This window comes from Pseudomonas trivialis, from assembly GCF_036864995.1.
GTDB classification, from domain to species: Bacteria; Pseudomonadota; Gammaproteobacteria; order Pseudomonadales; family Pseudomonadaceae; genus Aquipseudomonas; species Aquipseudomonas trivialis.
In genome coordinates this window covers 1,584,816-1,606,307 of the sequence record NZ_CP142151.1, presented here as the reverse complement: position 1 = coordinate 1,606,307, position 21,492 = coordinate 1,584,816, and the positions used below count along the sequence as shown (strand labels likewise).

Below are 21,492 nucleotides of genomic sequence, written 5' to 3'. Positions count from 1 at the left end.
CAGCTTGCTGAACCTGCACGCCTTACGAGGTGCATGCGACTGCCGGTCGTTTCACACGCACCAGCAGTAAACCCGCGACTACCACGGCCATGCCCGCATAGGTCGCCCCATGGATCACATCGCCGAACATCAACGCCGCCCACACCAGCGTCACCGGTGGTTCCAGATAGACCAGCGCCGCCACACGGGTTGCGGTCATCACACGTAACAGCATCCACAAGCTCAGGTAAGCGATAAAGGTGGAGAACACCGTCAGCCAGACAATCGAGATCAGCACATTCGGGTCGCTGGGAATGCTCAGGGTATCTGTGTAGAGCACCGCGCCAGTGAAACCGATCAAGGTCAGCAGCGATTGGATAAACAGCGGCAAAACCAGGCCCGCGTCGTTTTTTTGCAGCGAGCGGCGCTCATAGAGTGTCGCCAGTGTCAGCCCCAATGCTGCCGCCAATGGCAGCAGATACATGACCAGACCAACGCCTTGTCCACTCTGGCCGTACTGCCCGGCGATCACGATCGCCACGCCGACGAAACTGATCAACAGCCCTACCCACTGCCAGCCGCCGCTGCGCTCGGTATCGCTGCCGGTGGACAGTGCCGCCGTCATCAGCGGTTGCAGCGCGGCGATAATGGCCGCAATGCCGGGTGGCAAGCCATTTTGGATCGCCACGTAGAGGCAGCTCAGGTAAGCAAACTGGGAGAGGAAACCAATCACCGCGTAATGGCGAATCTGCGCCCAGGAAACGTTCATCAACCTGACATTCAGAAACAACCCCAGGCACACCGACACCAGCAAGAAGCGCCAGAACAGCAAGTTGAACGCCCCGCCTCCCTGTGTCCCCAGCTTGGCGCCGATATAGCCGGAACTCCACGACAGGACAAACGCACCTTGTAACAACAGCAGGCCCAAGGGTGAGCGCTTCATATAGCCTCCAGCATCTGTGATTGACGCCAAGGCTATGAGCCGCTAATGATTGTGTATATTGAAATTAATCGCATAACTAATCCGTAAAATACGAATAATGCCCAAACAACTGAATATCGATCTGTTGCGCACCTTTCACGCTGTGGCACGGTTTCGGCGCTTCAACGAGGCGGCCGAACATGTGCACCGCAGTGCCTCGACCGTGACCACGCAGATTCAGAAGCTGGAGGATCAGGTGGGCCAGCGCCTGTTCAGTCGCAGCAATCAGGGCGTGGAGCTCACGCTGTACGGCACGAAGCTGCTGGGCGACACCACCGAGTTTCTCAAAAGCCACGACCGCCTGCTGATCTCGCTGATGCCACAGCGCATGCAGGGCAAGATCCGCCTCGGTGTGCCGGACACCTACGCCAGCGCATTCATCCAGGCATTCCTGCCGCGCTTGATCGCCGACAACCCCTTGCTCGAACTGGAAATCGAGGCTCGCACCAGCGGCGAACTGCTGAATCTGTTCATGGCCAATCAGCTGGACCTGGCGATCACTGTCAGCGCCCAGCCCCTGGCCCAGGGTGAACGCCTGGGCGACGTTCAGCCATTGTGGGTTGCCGCCCGGCACTTCAGTTGCCCGCCCACCGCGCCGCTGCCCGTGACCGTGCCCATCGCCGGCTGCCCTTATCGCGCGGCCGCCTTGCAGGCGCTGAAGGACCACGGGGTTTACCATCGACTGCTGCTGGAAAGCCCCAACTCATCGGCGGTCGAGGCCTGTGTACGCAGTGGCGTGGCCGTGGGCCTGATGGAGACCAGTCGCATGGGCGATGGGCTGATGCACATGCCAGACCTGCCCGCCCTCGCGCTGCAGCACCTCTATCTGCTGTGCGACACCGGTAATGCCCTGGCCTTGCACCTGCATGAGCAGGTCAGGCATTTCAAGGTGTGAACGGCGCCCACAAAAAAGCCCGCTGACCGTCACCGGTTCAGCGGGCTTTTTCTTCAGCGATGCGTGTTGCTGAGCAGCTTACAGCGCCAGGTCGGACGCCGGCTTGCTCGGCTCAGCCGCAGGTTTGGCAGCCTCGGTGGCCTTTGGCGCCGCCATTTGCGGGATCGCAGGCGGTGGCGTCAATTGCAGGACACCGGCGGTGTAGGCCCATTCCTTGGCAACCGCTTCCGGGCTGTCGTTCAGCTTGGTGCCGTAGCTCGGTACGATCTGGTGCAGCTTGGCCTGCCACTCAGGGGTGGCCACCTTGTCCTTGAACACTTTCTGCAGCACGGTCAGCATGATCGGAGCCGCGGTGGACGCGCCTGGCGATGCACCCAACAGGCCTGCGATGGTGTTGTCGGCGGAGCTGACCACTTCGGTACCGAGTTTCAGGACGCCGCCCTGTTCTTCGTCACGCTTGATGATCTGCACGCGCTGGCCGGCTTGCCACAGGCGCCAGTCGGACTGCTTGGCGTTCGGGAAGTATTCCTGCAGTGCCTTGAAGCGGTCGTCGTCCGACAGCATCAGTTGGCCGGCAAGGTACTCGACCAGTGGGTATTCACGAATACCGACTTTGGTCATGGGCCAGATGTTGTGAGTGGTGGTGCTGGTCAGCAGGTCCAGGTACGAGCCTTCCTTCAGGAACTTGGTGGAGAAGGTCGCGAATGGGCCAAACAGGATCACGCGCTTGCCGTCCAGCACGCGGGTGTCCAGGTGCGGAACCGACATCGGCGGTGCGCCAACCGAGGCCTTACCGTAGGCCTTGGCCATGTGCTGTTCAGCGATGGCCGGGTTATCGGTCACCAGGAACGAGCCGCCAACCGGGAAGCCTGCGTATTCCTTGGCTTCAGGAATGCCCGACTTCTGCAGCAGGTGCAGTGCACCGCCACCCGCGCCGATGAACACGAACTTGGCGTCGGTTTCGGTCTTCGTGCCGTCTTTCAGGTTTTTGTAGCTCACACGCCACGAGCCGTCGGCGTTCTTGGTGATGTCCTGCACTTCGCTCGACAGTTTCAGGTCGAACTTCGGCGTGGTTTGTAGGTGGGCAACGAACTGGCGGGTGATTTCGCCGAAGTTCACGTCGGTGCCGATCGGGGTCCAGGTGGCCGCGATTTTCTGGCTCGGGTCACGCCCTTGCATCATCAGCGGAACCCACTTGGCGATCTGCGCCGGGTCTTCGGAGTACTGCATACCGGCGAAGAGCGGGCTCGCTTTCAGGGCTTCGTAGCGTTTTTTCAGGAACTTGATGTTGTCATCGCCCCACACAAAGCTCATGTGCGGTGTGGAGTTGATGAACGAACGCGGGTTCTTCAGCACGCCCTGCTGGACCTGCCAGGACCAGAACTGACGGGAAATCTGGAACGCTTCGTTGATCTCGACCGCTTTCGGGATCTCAACGGTGCCGTCCTTGTTTTCCGGGGTGTAGTTCAGCTCAGCCAGGGCCGAGTGACCGGTACCGGCGTTGTTCCAGCCATTGGAGCTTTCTTCGGCCACGCCATCGAGGCGCTCGACCATCTCCATCGACCAGTCCGGCTGCAGTTCGTTGAGCCACACACCCAGGGTTGCACTCATGATGCCGCCGCCGATCAGCAGCACATCGACTTTCTTTGCCTCTTCCGCGTGAACGGACGTGATCCCCATCGACAAAGCCAGCCCCAGCAGGGCAGTGTTTACTTTCTTAAACATCAGTAGCACCTATGATAAAACGCCATCCGCCCTACCGCCCCTGACTCTTCAGACCGTAGGGTGGGCACACAAGGCCGACGTATCGACCTCACTTTTGTCCCTTCTGCGCTGACTTTTTATCATTATTGGCTTCAGCTACCTGGGCGACAGCCCACCGCCGGGACGTATACGGATGTACGCACCAGGGAAAGACCTGTCCAGAACGGCGCGCAGAATATCATGCCAAACAGCGTTTATGGGTCGTTTGGCCAATTGACAGCATTAAATCGCGGCTTTTATTGCGCAGGTGTCAAGGCTGGCAGGCGCGACCAGAGGTCACAGGCCTGGAACTCTCGGACAAGTGGCTGTTCTAGACACCTTCACCGTCGCGTGCGTAGCATCGACGACTGTCTTTCGTGCACCCATTCAAACAGAGCCATCCATGTCTATCCAGCAAACACCCGGGCACCTGCTGCCCGCGCGCAGTGCCGCCAAAATGGAAGCGGCCATGGCCGTGGGCGCTTTCGCAATCGGCACCGGCGAATTCGCCATCATGGGCCTCATGCCCGACATCGCCCAAAACCTCAACCTGAGCGAACCCCAGGTTGGCCACGCCATCAGCGCCTACGCCCTGGGCGTGATGGTCGGCGCCCCACTGCTCGCGATCCTCGGTGCCAAACTGCTGCGCAAACATATGCTGCTGTTATTGATGGCGCTTTACGCCTTGGGCAACCTCGCCACCGCCTTCACCCCGAGCTTCAGCTCACTGGTGGCCTTCCGCTTCATCAGCGGCCTGCCCCACGGCGCCTACTTCGGCATCGCCGCTGTGGTCGCCTCGAGCATGGTGCCCTCGGATAAACGCGCCGGCGCCGTCGCCCGCGTGATGATGGGCCTGACCCTCGCCATGCTGTTGGGCAACCCCATCGCTACCTTCCTCGGCCAACACCTGGGCTGGCGCTCGGCTTTCGCCCTGGTTAGCGTGATTGCCCTGTGTACCATCGCGCTGGTCTGGCAATTCGTGCCCCACCGCCACGACGAAGAACGCAGCGACCCGCGCAAGGAAATGCGCGCCTTCACCAAACCTCAGGTGTGGATGGCCCTGTCCATTGGCGCGATTGGCTTTGCCGGGATGTTCTGCGTATTCAGCTACCTGGCGCCGACCATGCTGGAAGTGACCAAGGTGTCGCCACAGTGGATTCCCTTTGGCCTCGCGGCGTTTGGTGTCGGCGGGATCATCGGCAACATCGCAGGCGGCAAACTGTTTGATCGTATGCAATTTCGCGCTGTGGGGCTGATATTGGTGTGGTCGATTGCCGTGCTGCTGTTCTTCCCGTTCGCCGCATCGTCGCTGTGGGGCGTGCTGCTGAGCATGGGCCTGGTCGGCACCATGGTGTCGCTGGCGGCACCGTTGCAGATCCGCCTGATGGACATCGCCCACGAAGCCCCGAGCCTGGCGGCCGCGTCCAACCACGCGGCGTTCAACCTGGCGAACGCGCTGGGGCCGTGGTTTGGGGGAATGGCGATTACAGCGGGATTTGGCTGGACCAGCACCGGCTACATCGGCGCAGCGACCGCACTGCTCGGCCTGGGCCTTTACCTCATCGCCCGACGCATGAAAGGCGGGCACTAACCCGCCAACCTGCGCAGTACCAATATGGGAGGGGGCTTGCTCCCGATAGCAATGGGTCAGTCACCACAAAACTGGCTGGCCCAGTGCCGCATCAATCATCATGCAACAACCCCGAACCGTACTCTCCATAACTGCTACCCAGCCCGCTGCCGCCAAAACTCATTTTGGCGGCTTTACTCGGGCTATGGTCGCCAAACGCCTGGCACCCACCCGAGAAGCATGGGTCGCTGCCGACGTTCCCGCCCGAGGAGCAGGCGCTCAACAGCAATGTGCCGCTGATCAGCAAAAGTTTGATGAGGTTTGAGGTCATTTCCCGGGTTCTCTGCACGCTGGAAGCGTTGGGCCTCTCTTGCAGAGAATCGTAAACCTCAACACTGCAGAGAATGATGAAATTTTGCTTGGGACAAGATGTATCCAGGGTGCCGACTTGGGAAACGCTTACATCCGCTGTAATACGTAGCTGTTCTCAAAACCATGCACGCTCCCCAGCACGTTGAAGTCTCTAAAGAACCCCGTAGCCCTGAGCAGATCGACCGCAGGCCCCACCTCAGGCGAGTGTTTAAAGTCGCGATAATCGTCCAGCACGATAAAACCGCCCGGCACCACGCTCGGCGAATACAGAAGAAAATCCAGCAACACGTTGCGCATGGTATGGCCGCCATCGATATGCAACAGCGCGACCCTGGGCGCCAAATTGTAGAAACGTTCGGCACTGAGTTCCGAGAAACCGCGAATCACCACCGCATCAGGCAGCATCAACGCCTGATAGTGACTGAAATCCTCAAACTGGTTCGGCAACTCAAACGGGTCAATACCGATGACACGCCGCTCGCCATTGCACACCTCGTTCATCAGCATCAGCGACTTGCCCTTCCACACGCCGATTTCCACCACGTCACCCGGCAGTTCGGCCACCAAAAGCGACAGGTAGCCCAGCAGGCGTACGTGATCATGGAACGACAACTCACGACGCTCCATCGCCAGCTCAGACGGCAAGCTGGCCTGGGCCTGTTCGAAATGCTGGCCGATCAATTCCCACACCTGGGCGATGCTGCCAGTCAACTCCGGGTTGCTGGTGAACTCGTTGAGTTCCTGGATAGTTATCATTGTTTTCTGATCACTCCGAATGGCTAGAGGGACATAAGTTGGCTGCGTGCTGGCGGTCAGGCCGGGAACCGATGATGGGCATCAAGAACGTCGCGGCAATTTCGGCGAGAAATAAGCGCTAACTTTTTAAGACCGCATCCTTCAATACTAGCTCGGATCCTACCGACGCGTGATAAAGCGTCGCTCAGCGTCAGAACGCAACCCTGGCGACAGAGGCGCTTTGAGTCGTTGCCCAGCAATGTTAAGTGAGGTGGAACAAATCACTTTCGGATACACACAGCGACGACCTGCTCATTCAAGCCAGCGCTCCGCGGTGTAAGATGCCCTACAACCATCCACCATCGAGACCGCCATGACTGGAATCTCCCTAAACCTCCCGGAAGACTTGTCCAACTCTCTAGCCGACTTGGCCAAAACCAGCGGCCAGACTGCGACCTATCTGGCGATGGATGTCCTCCGCGACTACATTGAGCACGAAAAAACGCTGACCGCTCAGATCGAGCTGGCAGTAAAAGAAGCCGATCAAGGCAAATTCGCCACCGATGATCAGGTGGCAGCAATGCGCGCTCGGCGCTGGAGCCGGAATGCAGGTTGAGTGGCTTGAAAAAGCACTCAAAAATCTGGAAGACGAAGCAAACTATATCGCTCTCGAAAATCCCAAGGCAGCTGACGACTTCTCCGATGCCATTTTCGCTAGTGTCGACAAGCTAGCTCAGTTTCCTTCCATGGGCCGTGAAGGTCGGGTAAAGCACACCCGAGAATGGGCGGTGCCCAACTGGTCCTACCTGATCCCGTATCGAGTACGCGGAGATCGCTTACAAATTCTTGGCATATTCCACACAAGACAACGTCCGCGCTCGCAGTGGTGACGGGCGCAAAACACGCACCTCCGCCCCCCAGACCCATCCCTGATAAACTGCGCCCCATTCACCTCGCTGACTCAGATCCCCCATGCCCCTACAATCCGCCCCACTTTCCCGCCGCTTCTCCGTCGCCCCCATGATGGACTGGACCGACCGCCACTGCCGCTACTTCCTGCGTCTGCTCTCCAAACACGCCCTGCTCTACACCGAGATGGTCACCACCGGCGCCATCCTGCACGGTGATCACGAGCGTTTCCTGCGTCACAACGAAGCCGAACACCCTCTGGCGCTCCAGTTGGGTGGCAGTGTTCCCGCCGACCTGGCCGCGTGCGCACGCATGGCCGAAGCTGCCGGTTACGATGAGGTGAACCTGAACGTCGGTTGCCCCAGCGACCGGGTGCAGAACAACATGATTGGCGCGATCCTGATGGCGCATCCGGCGCTGGTGGCCGATTGTGTGAAGGCGATGCGTGATGCGGTGTCGATTCCGGTGACCGTCAAGCACCGTATCGGTATCAACGGCCGGGACAGTTACACCCAGCTGTGTGATTTCGTCGGGCAGGTGAAGGATGCGGGCTGCACCAGTTTTACCGTGCATGCGCGGATCGCGATTCTGGAGGGGTTGTCGCCCAAGGAGAATCGCGATATTCCGCCATTGCGCTATGACGTGGCGGCGCAGTTGAAGCAGGACTTTCCCGAGCTGGAGATTGTTCTCAACGGCGGGATCAAGACGCTGGAACAGTGCGAGGAACATTTGCAGACGTTCGATGGGGTGATGCTGGGCCGCGAGGCGTATCACAACCCCTATGTGCTGGCCGAGGTGGATCAGCGTTTGTTTGGGAGCGAGGCGCCGGTGATCAGTCGGGCGCAGGTGCTGGTGCAGTTGCGGCCTTATATTGCTGAGCATCTGGCCAGTGGTGGGACGATGCATCACATTACGCGGCATGTGTTGGGGCTGGGCACCGGGTTTCCGGGGGCTCGGAAGTTTCGGCAGTTGTTGTCGGTGGATATTCACAAGGCTGCGGATCCATTAGCGTTGCTGGATCAGGCGGGGGAATTGCTGGAAGGGCGTTGATCGTTAATGTGTGGTGGCTGGGCTGGCGCTATCGGGAGCAAGCCCCCTCCCACATTTTGATCGGGGTGACATCCGGCAATCGGGTTGAACCTGCCATGGATTCCGGCCTCCAAACCATTTGCAGGACCCGCCATTCAAACGGCTGTTTTCAGGTTGTTGCCCTCGCAAACGATCGAACGCATTTGCGCCCTTGAGCGCCTGCTGGCGCTCGGGTAATGTCATCAGACCCATAGGACAGAGCACGCCCATGACTTCCAAGCTGGAACAACTCAAGCAATTCACCACCGTGGTAGCCGATACCGGCGATTTTTCCACCCTCGCCAAGCTCAAGCCGCAGGACGCCACCACCAACCCTTCCCTGCTGCTCAAGGCCGCATCGATCCCGGGCTACGCCAAGCTGCTGGACGAGTGTGTGCAGGACTGCAACGGCGATGTAGGCCTGGCCAGTGACCGCTTTGCGGTGGCGGTGGGTCAGGAGATTCTCAAGGTGGTACCGGGTCGTATCTCCACCGAGGTGGATGCCCGTCTGTCGTTCGACACCGACGCCGTGCTCAAACGTGCGCACCGTATCATCGACCTGTACGACAAAGCCGGCGTTGACCGCGACCGCGTGCTGATCAAGATCGCTTCCACCTGGGAGGGCATCCGCGCCGCCGAGCAGCTGGAAAAAGAAGGCATCCAGACCAACCTGACGCTGCTGTTCTCGTTTGCCCAGGCCGTGGCCTGCGCCGAGGCCGGGGTGTTCCTGATTTCGCCGTTCGTGGGCCGTATCTACGATTGGTACAAGAAGGCCAATGGCAACGACTACACAGGTTCCGATGACCCGGGCGTGCAGTCGGTGACGCGCATCTACAACTACTACAAAGCCAATGGCTACAAGACCGTAGTGATGGGTGCGAGCTTCCGTAATCTGAGCCAGATCGAAGAGCTGGCCGGGTGTGATCGCCTGACCATCAGCCCGGACCTGCTGGAGAAGCTGGCGGCCGATGAAGGCAAGCTTGAGCGCAAGCTGTCGCCAGGGCACGCCGGGGAAGCGCGGGTGCATATGACTGAAGCGCAGTTCCGTTGGGAGTCCAACGAGGATGCGATGGCGACCGAAAAGCTGGCGGAGGGGATTCGTCAGTTTGCCCGCGATCAGGAGAAGCTGGAGGCGTTGTTGACTGCCAAGCTGTAAAAGCAGGCAGCAGCAAAAAGGGCGGCACCTGTAAGGGTGCCGCCCTTTTTTGTGGTCGCTAATTCCAAGCCGAACTCCCACATTTGATTGTGTTCCAGCAGTGGGGGATCAGTGGCGTTCGAGAGCATTCACGAGGTCGTGAAAGGCTTCGCGATTGGACTCGTTGAGCCCCATCAGGATCTTGTGCGCTTCGAGCACCTTGACCCGCACGATTTCCTCGGACTGGTCCTGGGACGGCAGGTCGGTGAGGCATTCCGGGCACGGGATCGGGCGATCCACAATGTTGAACACCTGATCGAAGCCCATGGACTGCAGCAGACGGGTAATGTCGTCGTGGGTGGTGACGACGGTGGGCAGCAGGCCGACCTTCTGCCGCGACAGAATGGACAGCTTGGCCAGCAGCCCCAGGGTGGTGCTGTCAATGCTGCGGGTTTCGGTCAGATCGATCACGATCGCCGAAAAATTCAGCGCAGTGAAGATCCGCTCAATCGTCGCATCCAGCGCTGAACACAAGGTCAGGCGCACTTCACCGACGAATTTGAGGACGAAGGTTCCGTCCTGCTCGGCGAATTGGATTCTTCCGGTACTCATCAAAGATTCCTGCTCAACACCAGTAGGGCGATATCATCCGGCATCTCCCCCAGCGTGGCCAATCCAAAAACCTGCCGCAGGCCATCCAGGCTGCCGCCCGCCGACTTGACCTTTTGGGGCAAGGCGGCTTCTTTCTCTTTGAGTGTAGGCTCTGGAAGAAGATCCAGGATGCCGTCGGACATCAGCGTAAGGCTGAATGTCGGCGGCAGTTCCAGGATATGGTCTTCGTAGGTGGCTTCATTGAACAAGCCCACCGGCAGACCACGGCCTTCCAGGTAACGCACACTGTCTGGAGTGTATAGAACAGGCATCGGCAGGTGACCGCCAATACTGTAGGTCAAAAGACCGGTTTCTTCATCGATCACGCCGCCCACCATCGTTACGTGCTTGCCCAGCTTGCAGCTGATCAGGCCTCGATTGATGTGGCCCAGCACCTGCGAAGGGGTGAACTCCGGCAGCGTGCCATTGCGCTTGGACTCGAACAACAGCCGCGTGGTCATGAACTTCAACAGCACGGTGACAAATGCAGAGGACGCACCGTGACCGGACACGTCGGCCAGGTAGAACGCCACACGGCGCTCATCCACGCGGAAATAGTCGACAAAATCTCCCGACAGGTATAGCGAAGGGATGATCTGGTGAGCGAACTGAAAGTCGTCGATGGTCCAGGGGCTCACCGGCAGCATGTTCATCTGTACCTGGCGCCCGGCGTTCTGGTCTTCCTGGAGCAGGTTCAGGCTGGCCTCGAGTTCGCGGTTGGCGGTTTCGAGCTTTTCGCGATAGCGCAGGTTTTCCTGCAGCAGGCGCGCGCGATCAAGGGCGCGGCGCACCGAGTGCTCCAGCACGGCCAGGTCTTCCAGGGGCTTGATCAGGTAATCGGCGGCGCCCAGGCGCAGTGCCTCGACGGCATCGTTCATCACGCCGGCACCGGACACTACGATCACTGGCGTCTGCGGCGCGCGCTCGGTCACCTGGCGAATCAGCTCCAGGCCGCCCATCTGGGGCATGCGCAGGTCGCAGATCACGAGGTCGGGCTGGTCGCGCTCGAACACCTGGAGACCCTGTTGGCCATTGCTGGCCTGCAGGACGCTGAAGCCACTGTCTTCCAAATAGGCCGCGAGGCTCGCGCGCACTACTTCGTCGTCATCGATTATCAGCAGCGTGGCACTGGTTTTTTGCATGTGGGCAAACGGCGCCAGAATTAGGTTGGCGTAGGCAGCGCGACAATGGTCGGGCTCACACTACTGGATTCGCTTTCTAGCCTCTCTGTCCTACAAAGCACGGGCGTTTTGCCCACGCACAACTGTAAAGCAGAGGTGCCCTTCTAAGGCGCAGACGGTACTCCCATCCGTCAGGGGTTTCAAGCTCACGCCGATGGTCGCCGAGCCTCTTTACACCGCAAATCACCGGGAGTTATAAGAACAGCTACCACCACAACACAAAGTAAGGATGGAACCTGTGAGCGAACACGAGCGCGACTACGCTGAAAAACGCGATTTCATCCGCATGCGAGTGGATGCCGATGTGTCATTGATCCATGCCGGGCAAGAAATTGCCGGGGTTTGCGTGGACCTTTCCAGTTCCGGCATGCAGGTGCAGGCACCTCGCCAGTTCAACGTCGGTGATCGGCTGACCGTCCGCATTGATTCGGAGCACGCCGCCCTCAAGGGCCTGGAGGCTGATACCGAAGTGGTATGGGCCAAAACGGCGGGCGAAGAACAGCAACTGGGGCTCAGGATCCTGAAAATGCGCTAAACAGCTGCGCACAAAAAAGGCGACATTGAGTCGCCTTTTTCGTTTCAAAACGTCTCGACTCAAAAGTCGTCGACGACCTTGCCGTCCTTGACCTTGAACTCGCGGTTCTGCAGGTAAGCGTTACGGATAAAGGTGTATTTGTCGCCGGTGATCAGCTTTTCGCTGTCGAGCAGGCTGGCGCGGGTATCGACCAGGTTCAAGCCGAAGACACTGTTGCGCCAGTCGATGTCATTCATGTAGCGGTACGGCGAGGTGTAGCTGTCGACGTATTTGGACGGCGCATCACGCAAGGTGCTTGGGCCGAGCAGTGGCAGCATCACGTAAGGGCCGCTGCCCACGCCCCAGTAACCGAGGGTCTGGCCAAAGTCTTCATCGCTGCGCTGCAGGCCCATGCGGGTGCCAACGTCGACGAAGCCCAGCACGCCGAAGGTGGTGTTGACCAACAGACGGGCGGTGTCCACGCCAGCGTTGTGCGGCTTGAGCTGCAGCACGTTGTTGGCGAGGTTGCCGACATCGCCGATGTTGCGGAAGAAGTTATGCACGCCATCCTGCACGAATTGCGGGGTGATGAACTGATAGCCTTGGGCGATTGGCTTGAGGGCGTAGGTATCAACCGTATCGTTGAAGGTGAAGATGGGGCGGTTGACGCTTTCCCATGGATCATCTTCCGATGCAGCCTGTGCAGCAAACGGTACGAATAATACGGTGGCACACACCGACAGCTGAGCGAAGTACTGGCTCCAGCGCATAGCTTTTGCTCCTTGAATGATCTGTCATGGGCGCTATGCCCTGAATTTGGCCGTCAGTATATGACGGAAGTGCCGGTTTAGGCAGCCACCAGGAAACGTCTTACAAAAAATGTGCAATTTTCTCACAATCAGCTTTGGTGTCATTTACTTGTCATGCCGGCTCGATAGCGTCAGAGCTATTTCAGGGATGTTCTGATGCCACACGCCGAGATTGCCGTCGCCACGGCCCCGTCATTGACTGCCGTGCTATTTGGCCTGAGTGGCTGCCTGGTGGACTTCGGTTCCCAGGCCCGCAGCGACTCGCCGTCCCCCGATTCCCAAGCCACCCCTGGCGCGCTGAACAGTCTGCGCAGCCTGAAGGAACAAGGCGTGCCCTGCGCCTGGCTGGATGAACTGCCATCCGCGGTGACCGCGCCCCTGGCGGCTACGCTGCCCGCCTGGATAAAGGCCACATCGCCCTCCTCCATTCGCTGGCCCGCGCCCCATGCGTGCTGGCAAGCCTTGATGGAACTGAACATCGAACGCCTGGAAGGCTGTGTGCTGGTCAGCGGCGAGCCGCGCCTGCTGCAGTCGGGCCTCAACGCTGGCCTGTGGACCATCGGTCTCGCCTCCTGCGGCTCGCTGTGCGGTCTGGCACCCGAGCAGTGGCAAGCGCTCACCGAGCAGCAACGCGAGCAAAAGCGCGGCAAGGCGACCGTGGCCCTGTATGGGCTGGGTGTGCACTCGGTGATCGACCACCTCGGTGAACTCAGCACCTGCCTGGCGGACATCAGCCTGCGCCGGCTCAAAGGCGAGAAGCCCTGATCGAGAGCATGCACGGCGGGCCGCAGTGGATTAATCTACCGATCAGCCCGTAGACCTTTCGCGGCACGCCGCGGTCTATGCCAGTGCCTATCGATAAAAGGAAGAACACCATGCCTGCCCGCGAAAAACTGCAAGAACAGGTCAACATTCTGCGCGAGCAACTGGAACAGGATCCGCCACTGCCGGCCGAAAAGCGTGAAGCGCTGGAAGCCCTGCTTGCCAGGTTTGAAACGCAACTTGAACTGGAACCGGCCACCCAGACGCCGAGTATTTCCGACGACGTGAATCAGGCGGCCATTGAGTTCGACGCTGATCACCCGGTTATTTCCGGGACCTTGCGCAACATCATGATCACCCTTGGCAACATCGGTATCTAAACGCTTAATGTGGGAGGGGGCTTGCTCCCTCCCACATTGGGTTTTATGTGCAGGCTACTGACGCGCCAGACGCACGTTCTGGAACGCCACCTCCTCAGTGCTGCGGTACGGGTTGATATCCAGCCCGCCACGGCGCACATAGCGCGCGTACACCGTCAACCTTTCAGGTTTGAGCAAGCGCTGCAGGTCGAGAAAAATCCGCTCCACACACTGCTCATGAAAATCCGAATGCTGGCGAAAGCTCACCAGGTATTCCAGCAGACTGGCGTGATCCAACGCCGCGCCGCGATAGTCCACCACCACACTGCCCCAGTCCGGCTGGCTGGTGACCGGGCAATTGGATTTGAGCAAGTGGCTGTGCACGCTCTCCTCCACCACGCGCGAATCGTCGCAGCGCAGCAGTTCCGGGCGCGGATGCTCATAGTTGCTGACGCTGATATCCAGCGCATCAATGCACACACCCGGCAAGGCCATCACGCCTTCGGCCTCGACCTCGACCAGGCTGCGGATCCGCACGCTCACCGGCTTGCCGGCGGCAAAGCTCAAGTCGTTGTGCAGTGTGGCTTGCAGGTCCTGGGTGTCGGCGAACGCGGTCTGGTTCAGGGAATTGAGGTACAGCTTGAAGGACTTGGATTCAATGATGTTCGGCGAGTCGGCCGGGATGCTGAATTCGCCGATGGCCACCACCGGCTTGCCCGAAGGCAACAACCAGGACAGTTCGAAGCAGTTCCAGAAGTCTACGCCTTTGTAAGGCAGGGTCTCGGCGCTCAGGCCCAGCTCGGCCCACTTGGCGGCGCGCGGAATCGGGAACAGCAACGAAGGGGTGTAGGTGCTGATGTATTCACTGGACTTGCCCAGCGGTGAGTGTTCGGCGGCGGGATGCATGACGGAAACCTGGCTAAATAAACCGCGCCAGTCTACCAGCCTTTGCGCCCGCCCTTAATCATCGCCTCACTCAACGGTCAGCTTGCCGACCATTCCCGCCTGATAGTGCCCCGGCAGGTTGCAGGCGAACTCAAGACCGGTGGCCTTGGCGAAGGTCCAGGTCAGTTCGGCGGTTTTACCCGGTTCCACCAGCACACTGTTCGGGTCATCGTGCTTCATCGCACCATGGCCCATGGCAGCATGATCCATCTTGGCCATGCCAGTGGATGTGAGCATGCCACTGGCCAGCATCTGCAGCATTTCCTTCTGGTGCTCGGCATGCATCGCCGCGTCGCCCAGGTTGAATTCGTGGAGCAACTGGCCTTTGTTGACCAGCACAAAGCGCACGGTCTCACCGGCCTTTACATCCAGGGACTTGGGCGCGAACGCAATGTCCTGCAGAGTCACCTCGACACTGCGCGTGGCTTTATCCGCCGCCGCCGGATGACCAAAGGCGTAGCCGTGCGCCGCGTCGGCCAGTGCATCGACACTCAACGCCATCAGGCAGCCCGCCAATAACAAGGATGTACGCAAGATCATTTAAACGCTCCCACCATGATCGAATCAGGAATATCTCAAGGCATGCGCCGGCTCGATTTTCGCCGCCCGGTACGCCGGGTACAGCGTGGCCAGAAAGCTCAATACAAACCCCGCCGTGCAGATCAGCAGCACATCCCCACCTTGCAGCTCCGAAGGCAGGTTGCTGACAAAATACACGTCCGAACTGAAGATATGCTGCCCGCTCACCCGCTCCAGCCAACCCACCAGCTCGCTCACGTTGAGCGCGGCAATCACCCCCAGCACGCCGCCGATCAGGGTGCCGACAATCCCGATCACAGTGCCCTGCACCATGAAGATCGCCATGATCTGCCGTGGCGTGGCGCCAATGGTGCGCAAAATCGCAATGTCCGCGCCCTTGTCGTTCACCACCATGATCAGGGTGGCAATGATGTTGAACGCTGCCACGGCGACAATCATCAGCAGCAACAGGCCGATCATGGTCTTTTCCATTTTCATCGCACTGAACAGGCTGCCCTGGGTGTGAGTCCAGTCATCCGGTTTATAAGCCGCACCGAGACTGGCGGCGATATCGGCCGAGACCTTGGGCGCCGCATACAAGTCCTTTACCGCCAGGCGCACGCTTTGCACCTGATTGGGCTGCCAATGCTGGATCTCGGCGGCGTCGGCCATATGGATCAACGCCATGGAGCCATCCAGCTCGGCACCGACCTTGAAGATACCCACCACGTTCAAGCGCTGCATGCGCGGGGTGATGCCGCCGGGGGCGGTACTGATTTCCGGCACGATCAGGGTCAGTTTGTCGCCCACGTTCAGGCGAAAGCGCCGCGCGGTGATGTCACCGATCACCACGCCGAACTCGCCGGCCTTCAAGTCGTCGAGTTTGCCGCGCACGATGTGCTGGGCCACGATCGACACCTTGCCTTCCTGTGCCGGGTCGACGCCGCTGATCTCGATCGGCTGCATGGCGCCCTTGTAGGAAAACATGCCGTCCATCTGGGTGAAAGGTACAGCAGCGGTCACTTCAGGGTTCTTCATCGCCGCCGCTGCCACCGGGCGCCAATCGTCCATCGGCTTCACGCCGACGATGGTGGCGTGGGGCACCATGCCGAGGATGCGGGAACTCATTTCACGCTGGAAACCGTTCATCACCGAGAGCACCACGATCATCGCCAGCACACCCAGGGCGAGGCCGATCATCGAGGTCATCGAGATAAACGAGACAAAACGGTTGCGGCGCTTGGCGCGGGTATAGCGCGTGCCGATGAAAATCGATAACGGTCTGAACATTAGCGGGCACCGTCTGAAAAATGAAAAAGCCCGACACGTGAAGCACCGGGCCTGAAACGGGTCAGATGGCGACCAGATGACCTTCCTGCAGGTGCAGCACGCGATCCATCTGGCGGGCCATGCTCATGTCATGCGTCACCACCAGGAACGCAGTGCGCATCTGGGTGCTCAGTTCCAGCATCAGGTCCTTGATGCCCTGGGCGGTGTGGGAGTCGAGGTTGCCGGTGGGCTCGTCGAGCATCACCAGCCCCGGGTTGTTGACCAGGGCGCGGGCAATCGCCACACGCTGGCGCTCGCCGCCGGACAGCTCGGCCGGCTTGTGCTCCAGGCGATGGCCGAGGCCCACGCGCTCGAGCAAGGCCTTGGCGCGCTGGCGTGCTTCGGGGATCGCGGTCTTGCCGATCAGCAGCGGCATGCACACGTTCTCCAGCGCGGTGAATTCCGGCAGCAGGTGGTGGAACTGGTACACAAAGCCCAGCGAGCGGTTACGCAACTGGCCACGGGCCTTTTCACCGAGGGCCGACAGTTCTTCGCCGGCCAGCCATACGCTGCCCTTGGACGGCGTATCGAGGCCGCCCAGCAGGTTGAGCAAGGTACTTTTGCCCGAGCCGGAACTGCCGACGATCGCCACGCGCTCGCCCGGATGCAACTCAAGTTGCAGGTTGGACAGCACCACCACCGACTCCGGGCCTTCCTCGTAGGATTTGCCCAGGTTGCGGCAGCTCAGGATTGCTTTTTCACTCATGCCCGATTCACTCATAACGTAAGGCCTGTGCTGGCTGGGTACGTGCCGCGCGCCAGGCTGGATACAGGGTGGCAAGGAAACTCAGGACCAACGCGGCGGCGCCCACCATCAACACGTCCTGGGCCTGAACCTGGGACGGCAGGTAGTCGATGAAGTAGACGTCGGCGTTGAGGAACTTGTGACCGAGCACTTTTTCCAGCGCGGCAATCGCGGCGCTGACATTGAGTGCGGCCAGGATCCCGACCGCCGTGCCGATCAGGGTGCCGACCACGCCGATCACGGTGCCCTGCACCATGAAGATCGCCATGATCTGCCCCGGCGTGGCGCCGAGCGTACGCAGGATCGCGATATCGCCCTTCTTGTCATTCACCACCATCACCAGGGTGGAGATGATGTTGAACGCGGCCACGGCGACGATCAGCAGCAACAGCAGGCCGATCATGGCTTTTTCCATGCGGATGGCTTGATACAGGTTGCCGTGGGTACGGGTCCAGTCGCGCGCGTAGTACTCAGACTCGCCCAGGTGCTGGGCAATTTCCCAGGCGCCGCGCGGCGCATCGAACAGGTCGTTGAACTTGAGGCGCAGGCCTTGCACCTGGTCCGGCTGCCAGCGATGCAGGCGCGCAAGATCGGTGAGGTTGGTAAGGCCCAGGTAACCGTCGATCTCGCCGGCGCCGACGTGGAAGGTGCCGATCACGGTAAAACGCTTCATGCGCGGGAACATGCCGGCCGGGGTCACGGTTACTTCCGGCGCGACGAAGGTCAGCTTGTCGCCGACGCCCACGCCGAGCTTGGCCGCCGCCTTGTCGCCGATCACGATGCCGAAGCTGCCGGGAGCCAGGTCGTCGAGTTTGCCCTGCAACATGAACTTGTCGATGATCGACACGTTGCGTTCCTGAGCCGGGTCGACGCCATTGAGCAGGATTTTCTGCACCTTGCCGTCATTGGTCAGCAAGCCCTGCATCTGGGTAAAGGGCGCTACGGCCAGCACCTTGGGGTTCTGCTTGACCTTGGCGGCGAGGCTTTGCCAGTCGCTGATCGGTGCATCGCCCTCGATGGTCGCGTGGGGCACCATGCCCAGCACGCGGGTGCGCATCTCATGATCGAAGCCGTTCATCACCGACAGCACCACGATCATCACGACCACGCCCAGGGCGAGACCGATCATCGAGGTCAGGGAAATGAACGACACAAAATGATTGCGACGCTTTGCACGGGTATAACGCGTGCCGATAAATACGAAGAGAGGTCTGAACATGTCGGGGCTTGTTCGGAGGAAAAGAAGACGTCCCGGTGGCGGGGGCTGGTCAGCAGCTTTACACTCAGACCATTGCCGCTAACTGGGGTTCGCCATGTCGACATTAGATGAAGAAGAGCGCCGCGAATACTACCGTATCGACGACATGATCGCACTTCAAATCAAAACCTTGTCGGCCCCCGAAGCGGCGGGCAAGGAAGTGTTGCTGGATGATTCACCGCTGTTCAATCTCCTCAGCGAACTGCACCTCAGCGAATTCGAAGCCCAGCACCTGCTGCGCCAGCTGAGCGAGAAGGATCGCACCCTCGCCGCCTTTCTGCGCGTGCAGAACAAACGTCTGGACCTGCTCAGCCAGATCATGGCGCGCGGCCTGCTCGATGAAGTCGGCGCCCCGCAGCCGGTGGTCATCTCCGAAGGCGGCATCGACTTTCATCACCCTGCCCCCGTGGCACCCGATTCGCACCTGGCGGTCAAGCTGGTGCTGATGCCCCAGGCGCTCGGCCTGCTGCTGCGTGCGCGAGTCACCCAGTGCACGCCACAGGACGACGGCTTTGAGGTGTCCACGGAATTCGAATCCATGACCGATGCCCAACGCCAATTGCTGGCACGCTACATTCTGCAGAAACAGGCCCAGGAACGCCGCCTGGCGCGAGAACAAAGCGACGACTTCTGAATGCGTACTCACACCGTCAGCAACGCTGGCGCAAAGGAGCAACTGTGACCCTGATTTACGGCCATCGCGGTGCCAAAGGCGAAGCACCGGAAAACACCCTGACCAGCTTTCAGGAATGCCTCAAACACGGCGTACGCCGCTGCGAACTGGACCTGCACCTGTCCATGGACGGCGAGCTGATGGTCATCCACGACCCGACCCTCAAGCGCACCACCGACCGACGCGGCAAGGTGGTCGAGTATTCAGCGGCGGACCTGGTGAAGATGGATGCGCGCAAAGGCGGACCCGGCTGGGTGAAGCCGTGCCCGATCCCGCGCCTGGAGCAGTTGTTCGAACAGTGCGATTTCGATCATTGGCAACTGGAAGTCAAAAGCGCCTCACGCACCCGCGCCGCGACCACCGTGCTGGCGATTCGCGAGATGGCCGTGCGCTTTGGCCTGATGGACAAGGTCACCGTCACCTCAAGCTCGCGGGAAGTATTGAAAGCGGCGGTGGACCTCACACCGGACCTGTCACGCGGGCTGGTGGCCGAATACGCCTGGCTCGACCCATTGAAGGTCGCGCAGAACTACGGCTGTGAGTACCTGGCCTTGAACTGGACGCTGTGCACCCCTGAACGGCTGGAAAAAGCCCAGCGCCAGGGTTTGCACGTGTCGGTGTGGACGGTCAACGAACCTGCACTGATGCGCAGGCTCGCCGACTTCGGCGTAGATAGCCTGATTACAGACTTTCCCGGTTTGGCCACTGCCACTCTCGGGAATTACTGAAATCGGTCTCCCCGGCCGGCTCAGGCCACCGGCCGGAGCCGCTCAAAAAAGCCGGTTGAGGCCGTCGTAAGCGGCTACCCGATAGGCTTCAGCCATGGTCGGGTAGTTGAACGTGGTGTTCACAAAGTACTTGAGGGTGTTTTGCTCACCCGGCTGACTCATGATGGCCTGACCGATGTGAACGATCTCCGAGGCCTGGTAGCCGAAGCAGTGCACGCCGAGCACTTCCAGGGTCTCGCGGTGGAACAGGATTTTCAGCATGCCTTGCGGCTCACCGGCAATCTGCGCCCGCGCCATGCTCTTGAAGAACGCCTTGCCCACTTCGTAAGGCACCTTGGCCTTGGTCAGCTCGTGCTCGTTCTTGCCGATCGAGCTGATCTCGGGAATCGTGTAGATCCCGGTGGGCACGTCGTTCACATAGCGCCAGCTGCCGTTGTCGATAATGCTGCCGGCGGCTGAACGACCCTGATCGTGCGCCGCACTGGCCAGACTCGGCCAGCCGATCACATCGCCGGCGCCATAGATGTTGGTCACGCAGGTACGGTAGTTCTCGTCCACTTCGATCTGGCCACGGCTGTTGACCTTGACCCCGATGTTTTCCATGCCCAGCTTGTCGGTGTTGCCGGTACGGCCGTTGCACCACAGCAAGGCGTCGGCCTTGATCTTCTTGCCGGACTTGAGGTGCAGGATCACCCCGTTGTCCAGGCCTTCGACCCGCTCGTACTCTTCGTTGTGACGCACGGTGATGTTGTTGTTGCTGAAGTGGTAGCTCAACGCCTGGGAGATTTCCGAGTCGAGGAAGCTAAGCAACTGGTCGCGGTTGTCCACCAGCTCGACCAGCACACCCAGGCCACTGAAGATCGAGGCGTATTCACAGCCGATCACACCGGCACCGTAGATGATCAGCTTGCGCGGGGTATGGCCCAGGCTCAGGATGGTGTCGCTATCGTAGATACGCGGGTGGTGGAAATCGATGTCCGCCGGGCGGTACGGGCGCGAACCGGTGGCGATGATGATGTGCTTGGCCACCAGTTTCTCGACCACGCCATTGGCGCAGACCACTTCGACGGTTTGCTCGTCGGCGAAGCTGCCGGTGCCGAAGAACAGGTCGACGCGGTTACGGGCGTAAAAGCCGGTACGCGAGGCCACTTGTTTGGCGATGACTTTTTCGGCGCTTTTCAACACGTCCGGGAAGGAGAACCAGCGCGGCTCGCCAATCGCCCGGAACATCGGGTTGGTGTTGAATTGCATGATCTGGCGGACCGAGTGACGCAAGGCCTTGGACGGGATGGTGCCCAGGTGGGTGCAGTTGCCGCCGACCTGGCGACGGCTGTCGACCATCGCCACCTTGCGCCCCGCTTTGGCGGCGTTCATTGCCGCGCCTTCTCCAGCCGGGCCGGAACCCAGTACCACCACGTCGTAGTTGTAGACAGCCATGCGTACTCCTCAGAACAGGCCAGGCGTACGGTTGGACGCCTGGCTAAATCATGCCGCGGCCAGCGGTCATGAAGGACAATTTGGCTCAAGTGTGTGAACCGGGGCACAGTCTATAGAAGGCTCACCGCCGCGCACATTAACCCTTGGTCGCGTCGTAGGCCAGTCTTGCCATACTACAGCACCCAAATCAGCGC

Annotated in this window: 24 protein-coding genes; 11 read left to right on the top strand and 13 right to left on the bottom strand. The window is 60.1% G+C overall.

Annotated features, from left to right (window positions below):
- Positions 1 to 22: 22 nt before the first annotated feature.
- Positions 23 to 922, bottom strand: coding sequence for a DMT family transporter (locus VRB54_RS07155; RefSeq protein ID WP_338480129.1), 900 nt, complete (start codon positions 920 to 922; stop codon positions 23 to 25).
- A gap of 97 nt (positions 923 to 1,019) precedes the next feature.
- On the opposite strand from VRB54_RS07155, the gene VRB54_RS07150 reads away from it, so the two are divergent.
- A complete protein-coding gene (locus VRB54_RS07150; RefSeq protein ID WP_338480128.1) occupies positions 1,020 to 1,856 on the top strand; it encodes a LysR substrate-binding domain-containing protein in 837 nt (278 codons plus the stop codon).
- A 78-nt stretch (positions 1,857 to 1,934) separates the two neighbouring features.
- On the opposite strand, the gene mqo is transcribed toward VRB54_RS07150, so the two are convergent.
- Positions 1,935 to 3,581, bottom strand: a complete 1,647-nt coding sequence (gene mqo / locus VRB54_RS07145; RefSeq protein WP_338480127.1) for a malate dehydrogenase (quinone) — start codon at positions 3,579 to 3,581, stop codon at positions 1,935 to 1,937.
- A 421-nt stretch (positions 3,582 to 4,002) separates the two neighbouring features.
- Between mqo and VRB54_RS07140 the strand changes: the two genes are divergently transcribed.
- Positions 4,003 to 5,190, top strand: coding sequence for an MFS transporter (locus VRB54_RS07140; RefSeq protein ID WP_003235282.1), 1,188 nt, complete (start codon positions 4,003 to 4,005; stop codon positions 5,188 to 5,190).
- Positions 5,191 to 5,281: 91 nt separating this feature from the next.
- Here the strand turns inward: VRB54_RS07140 and VRB54_RS07135 are convergent, their stop codons facing one another.
- A complete protein-coding gene (locus VRB54_RS07135) occupies positions 5,282 to 5,500 on the bottom strand; it encodes a hypothetical protein (protein WP_057009586.1) in 219 nt (72 codons plus the stop codon).
- 128 nt (positions 5,501 to 5,628) lie between these two features.
- The gene (locus tag VRB54_RS07130; protein ID WP_338480126.1) at positions 5,629 to 6,297 is read right to left on the bottom strand and encodes a class I SAM-dependent methyltransferase; all 669 of its coding nucleotides are present in this window, start codon (positions 6,295 to 6,297) and stop codon (positions 5,629 to 5,631) included.
- A gap of 352 nt (positions 6,298 to 6,649) precedes the next feature.
- Between VRB54_RS07130 and VRB54_RS07125 the strand changes: the two genes are divergently transcribed.
- The 4 genes from VRB54_RS07125 to tal all read left to right on the top strand — a co-directional run bounded on the left by VRB54_RS07125 (position 6,650) and on the right by tal (position 9,409).
- Complete coding sequence (locus VRB54_RS07125) at positions 6,650 to 6,892, top strand: CopG family ribbon-helix-helix protein (RefSeq protein ID WP_231423173.1); 243 nt, start codon at positions 6,650 to 6,652, stop codon at positions 6,890 to 6,892.
- Positions 6,882 to 7,166: a type II toxin-antitoxin system RelE/ParE family toxin gene (locus VRB54_RS07120; protein ID WP_338480125.1), complete on the top strand. Its 285-nt coding sequence runs from the start codon at positions 6,882 to 6,884 to the stop codon at positions 7,164 to 7,166. Before VRB54_RS07125 ends, VRB54_RS07120 begins: the two co-directional genes overlap by 11 nt.
- Before the next feature lie 82 nt (positions 7,167 to 7,248).
- A complete protein-coding gene (dusA, locus tag VRB54_RS07115) occupies positions 7,249 to 8,235 on the top strand; it encodes a tRNA dihydrouridine(20/20a) synthase DusA (RefSeq protein ID WP_338480124.1) in 987 nt (328 codons plus the stop codon).
- A gap of 247 nt (positions 8,236 to 8,482) precedes the next feature.
- Positions 8,483 to 9,409 carry a transaldolase gene (gene tal, locus VRB54_RS07110; RefSeq protein ID WP_338480123.1) on the top strand — a complete coding sequence of 309 codons (927 nt, stop codon included), beginning with the start codon at positions 8,483 to 8,485 and terminating at the stop codon, positions 9,407 to 9,409.
- Between the two features lie 108 nt (positions 9,410 to 9,517).
- On the opposite strand, the gene rssC is transcribed toward tal, so the two are convergent.
- On the bottom strand, positions 9,518 to 10,000 hold the full coding sequence (gene rssC / locus VRB54_RS07105) for an anti-sigma factor antagonist RssC (protein WP_003235194.1): 483 nt from the start codon (positions 9,998 to 10,000) through the stop codon (positions 9,518 to 9,520).
- On the bottom strand, positions 10,000 to 11,181 hold the full coding sequence (rssB, locus tag VRB54_RS07100) for a two-component system response regulator RssB (protein ID WP_209990164.1): 1,182 nt from the start codon (positions 11,179 to 11,181) through the stop codon (positions 10,000 to 10,002). The genes rssC and rssB overlap by 1 nt, the downstream gene beginning before the upstream one ends.
- Positions 11,182 to 11,458: 277 nt before the next feature.
- Between rssB and VRB54_RS07095 the strand changes: the two genes are divergently transcribed.
- Positions 11,459 to 11,755, top strand: a complete 297-nt coding sequence (locus VRB54_RS07095) for a PilZ domain-containing protein (RefSeq protein ID WP_338480122.1) — start codon at positions 11,459 to 11,461, stop codon at positions 11,753 to 11,755.
- Between the two features lie 59 nt (positions 11,756 to 11,814).
- Here VRB54_RS07095 and VRB54_RS07090 read toward each other — a convergent pair whose 3' ends face one another.
- A complete protein-coding gene (locus VRB54_RS07090; RefSeq protein WP_057009580.1) occupies positions 11,815 to 12,504 on the bottom strand; it encodes an MlaA family lipoprotein in 690 nt (229 codons plus the stop codon).
- Between the two features lie 195 nt (positions 12,505 to 12,699).
- On the opposite strand from VRB54_RS07090, the gene VRB54_RS07085 reads away from it, so the two are divergent.
- Positions 12,700 to 13,308 carry an HAD family phosphatase gene (locus VRB54_RS07085; protein WP_338480120.1) on the top strand — a complete coding sequence of 203 codons (609 nt, stop codon included), beginning with the start codon at positions 12,700 to 12,702 and terminating at the stop codon, positions 13,306 to 13,308.
- 110 nt (positions 13,309 to 13,418) lie between these two features.
- The gene (locus VRB54_RS07080) at positions 13,419 to 13,685 is read left to right on the top strand and encodes a DUF4404 family protein (RefSeq protein ID WP_057009578.1); all 267 of its coding nucleotides are present in this window, start codon (positions 13,419 to 13,421) and stop codon (positions 13,683 to 13,685) included.
- Between the two features lie 54 nt (positions 13,686 to 13,739).
- Here the strand turns inward: VRB54_RS07080 and queF are convergent, their stop codons facing one another.
- The 5 genes from queF to VRB54_RS07055 form a co-directional block, all read right to left on the bottom strand.
- Positions 13,740 to 14,570, bottom strand: a complete 831-nt coding sequence (queF, locus tag VRB54_RS07075) for an NADPH-dependent 7-cyano-7-deazaguanine reductase QueF (RefSeq protein ID WP_338480118.1) — start codon at positions 14,568 to 14,570, stop codon at positions 13,740 to 13,742.
- 66 nt (positions 14,571 to 14,636) lie between these two features.
- Complete coding sequence (locus VRB54_RS07070; RefSeq protein ID WP_338480117.1) at positions 14,637 to 15,149, bottom strand: cupredoxin family protein; 513 nt, start codon at positions 15,147 to 15,149, stop codon at positions 14,637 to 14,639.
- Between the two features lie 24 nt (positions 15,150 to 15,173).
- Positions 15,174 to 16,418, bottom strand: coding sequence for a lipoprotein-releasing ABC transporter permease subunit (locus VRB54_RS07065; protein WP_209990150.1), 1,245 nt, complete (start codon positions 16,416 to 16,418; stop codon positions 15,174 to 15,176).
- 61 nt (positions 16,419 to 16,479) lie between these two features.
- A complete protein-coding gene (lolD, locus tag VRB54_RS07060; protein ID WP_167325114.1) occupies positions 16,480 to 17,163 on the bottom strand; it encodes a lipoprotein-releasing ABC transporter ATP-binding protein LolD in 684 nt (227 codons plus the stop codon).
- Positions 17,164 to 17,170: 7 nt separating this feature from the next.
- A complete protein-coding gene (locus VRB54_RS07055) occupies positions 17,171 to 18,421 on the bottom strand; it encodes a lipoprotein-releasing ABC transporter permease subunit (protein WP_338480116.1) in 1,251 nt (416 codons plus the stop codon).
- 94 nt (positions 18,422 to 18,515) lie between these two features.
- Between VRB54_RS07055 and VRB54_RS07050 the strand changes: the two genes are divergently transcribed.
- Both VRB54_RS07050 and VRB54_RS07045 read left to right on the top strand, forming a co-directional pair.
- On the top strand, positions 18,516 to 19,094 hold the full coding sequence (locus VRB54_RS07050) for a PilZ domain-containing protein (protein WP_338480115.1): 579 nt from the start codon (positions 18,516 to 18,518) through the stop codon (positions 19,092 to 19,094).
- Between the two features lie 44 nt (positions 19,095 to 19,138).
- Complete coding sequence (locus VRB54_RS07045) at positions 19,139 to 19,861, top strand: glycerophosphodiester phosphodiesterase (protein WP_057009572.1); 723 nt, start codon at positions 19,139 to 19,141, stop codon at positions 19,859 to 19,861.
- A gap of 42 nt (positions 19,862 to 19,903) precedes the next feature.
- On the opposite strand, the gene sthA is transcribed toward VRB54_RS07045, so the two are convergent.
- Positions 19,904 to 21,298: a Si-specific NAD(P)(+) transhydrogenase gene (gene sthA, locus VRB54_RS07040; protein WP_057009571.1), complete on the bottom strand. Its 1,395-nt coding sequence runs from the start codon at positions 21,296 to 21,298 to the stop codon at positions 19,904 to 19,906.
- Positions 21,299 to 21,492 lie beyond the last annotated feature (194 nt).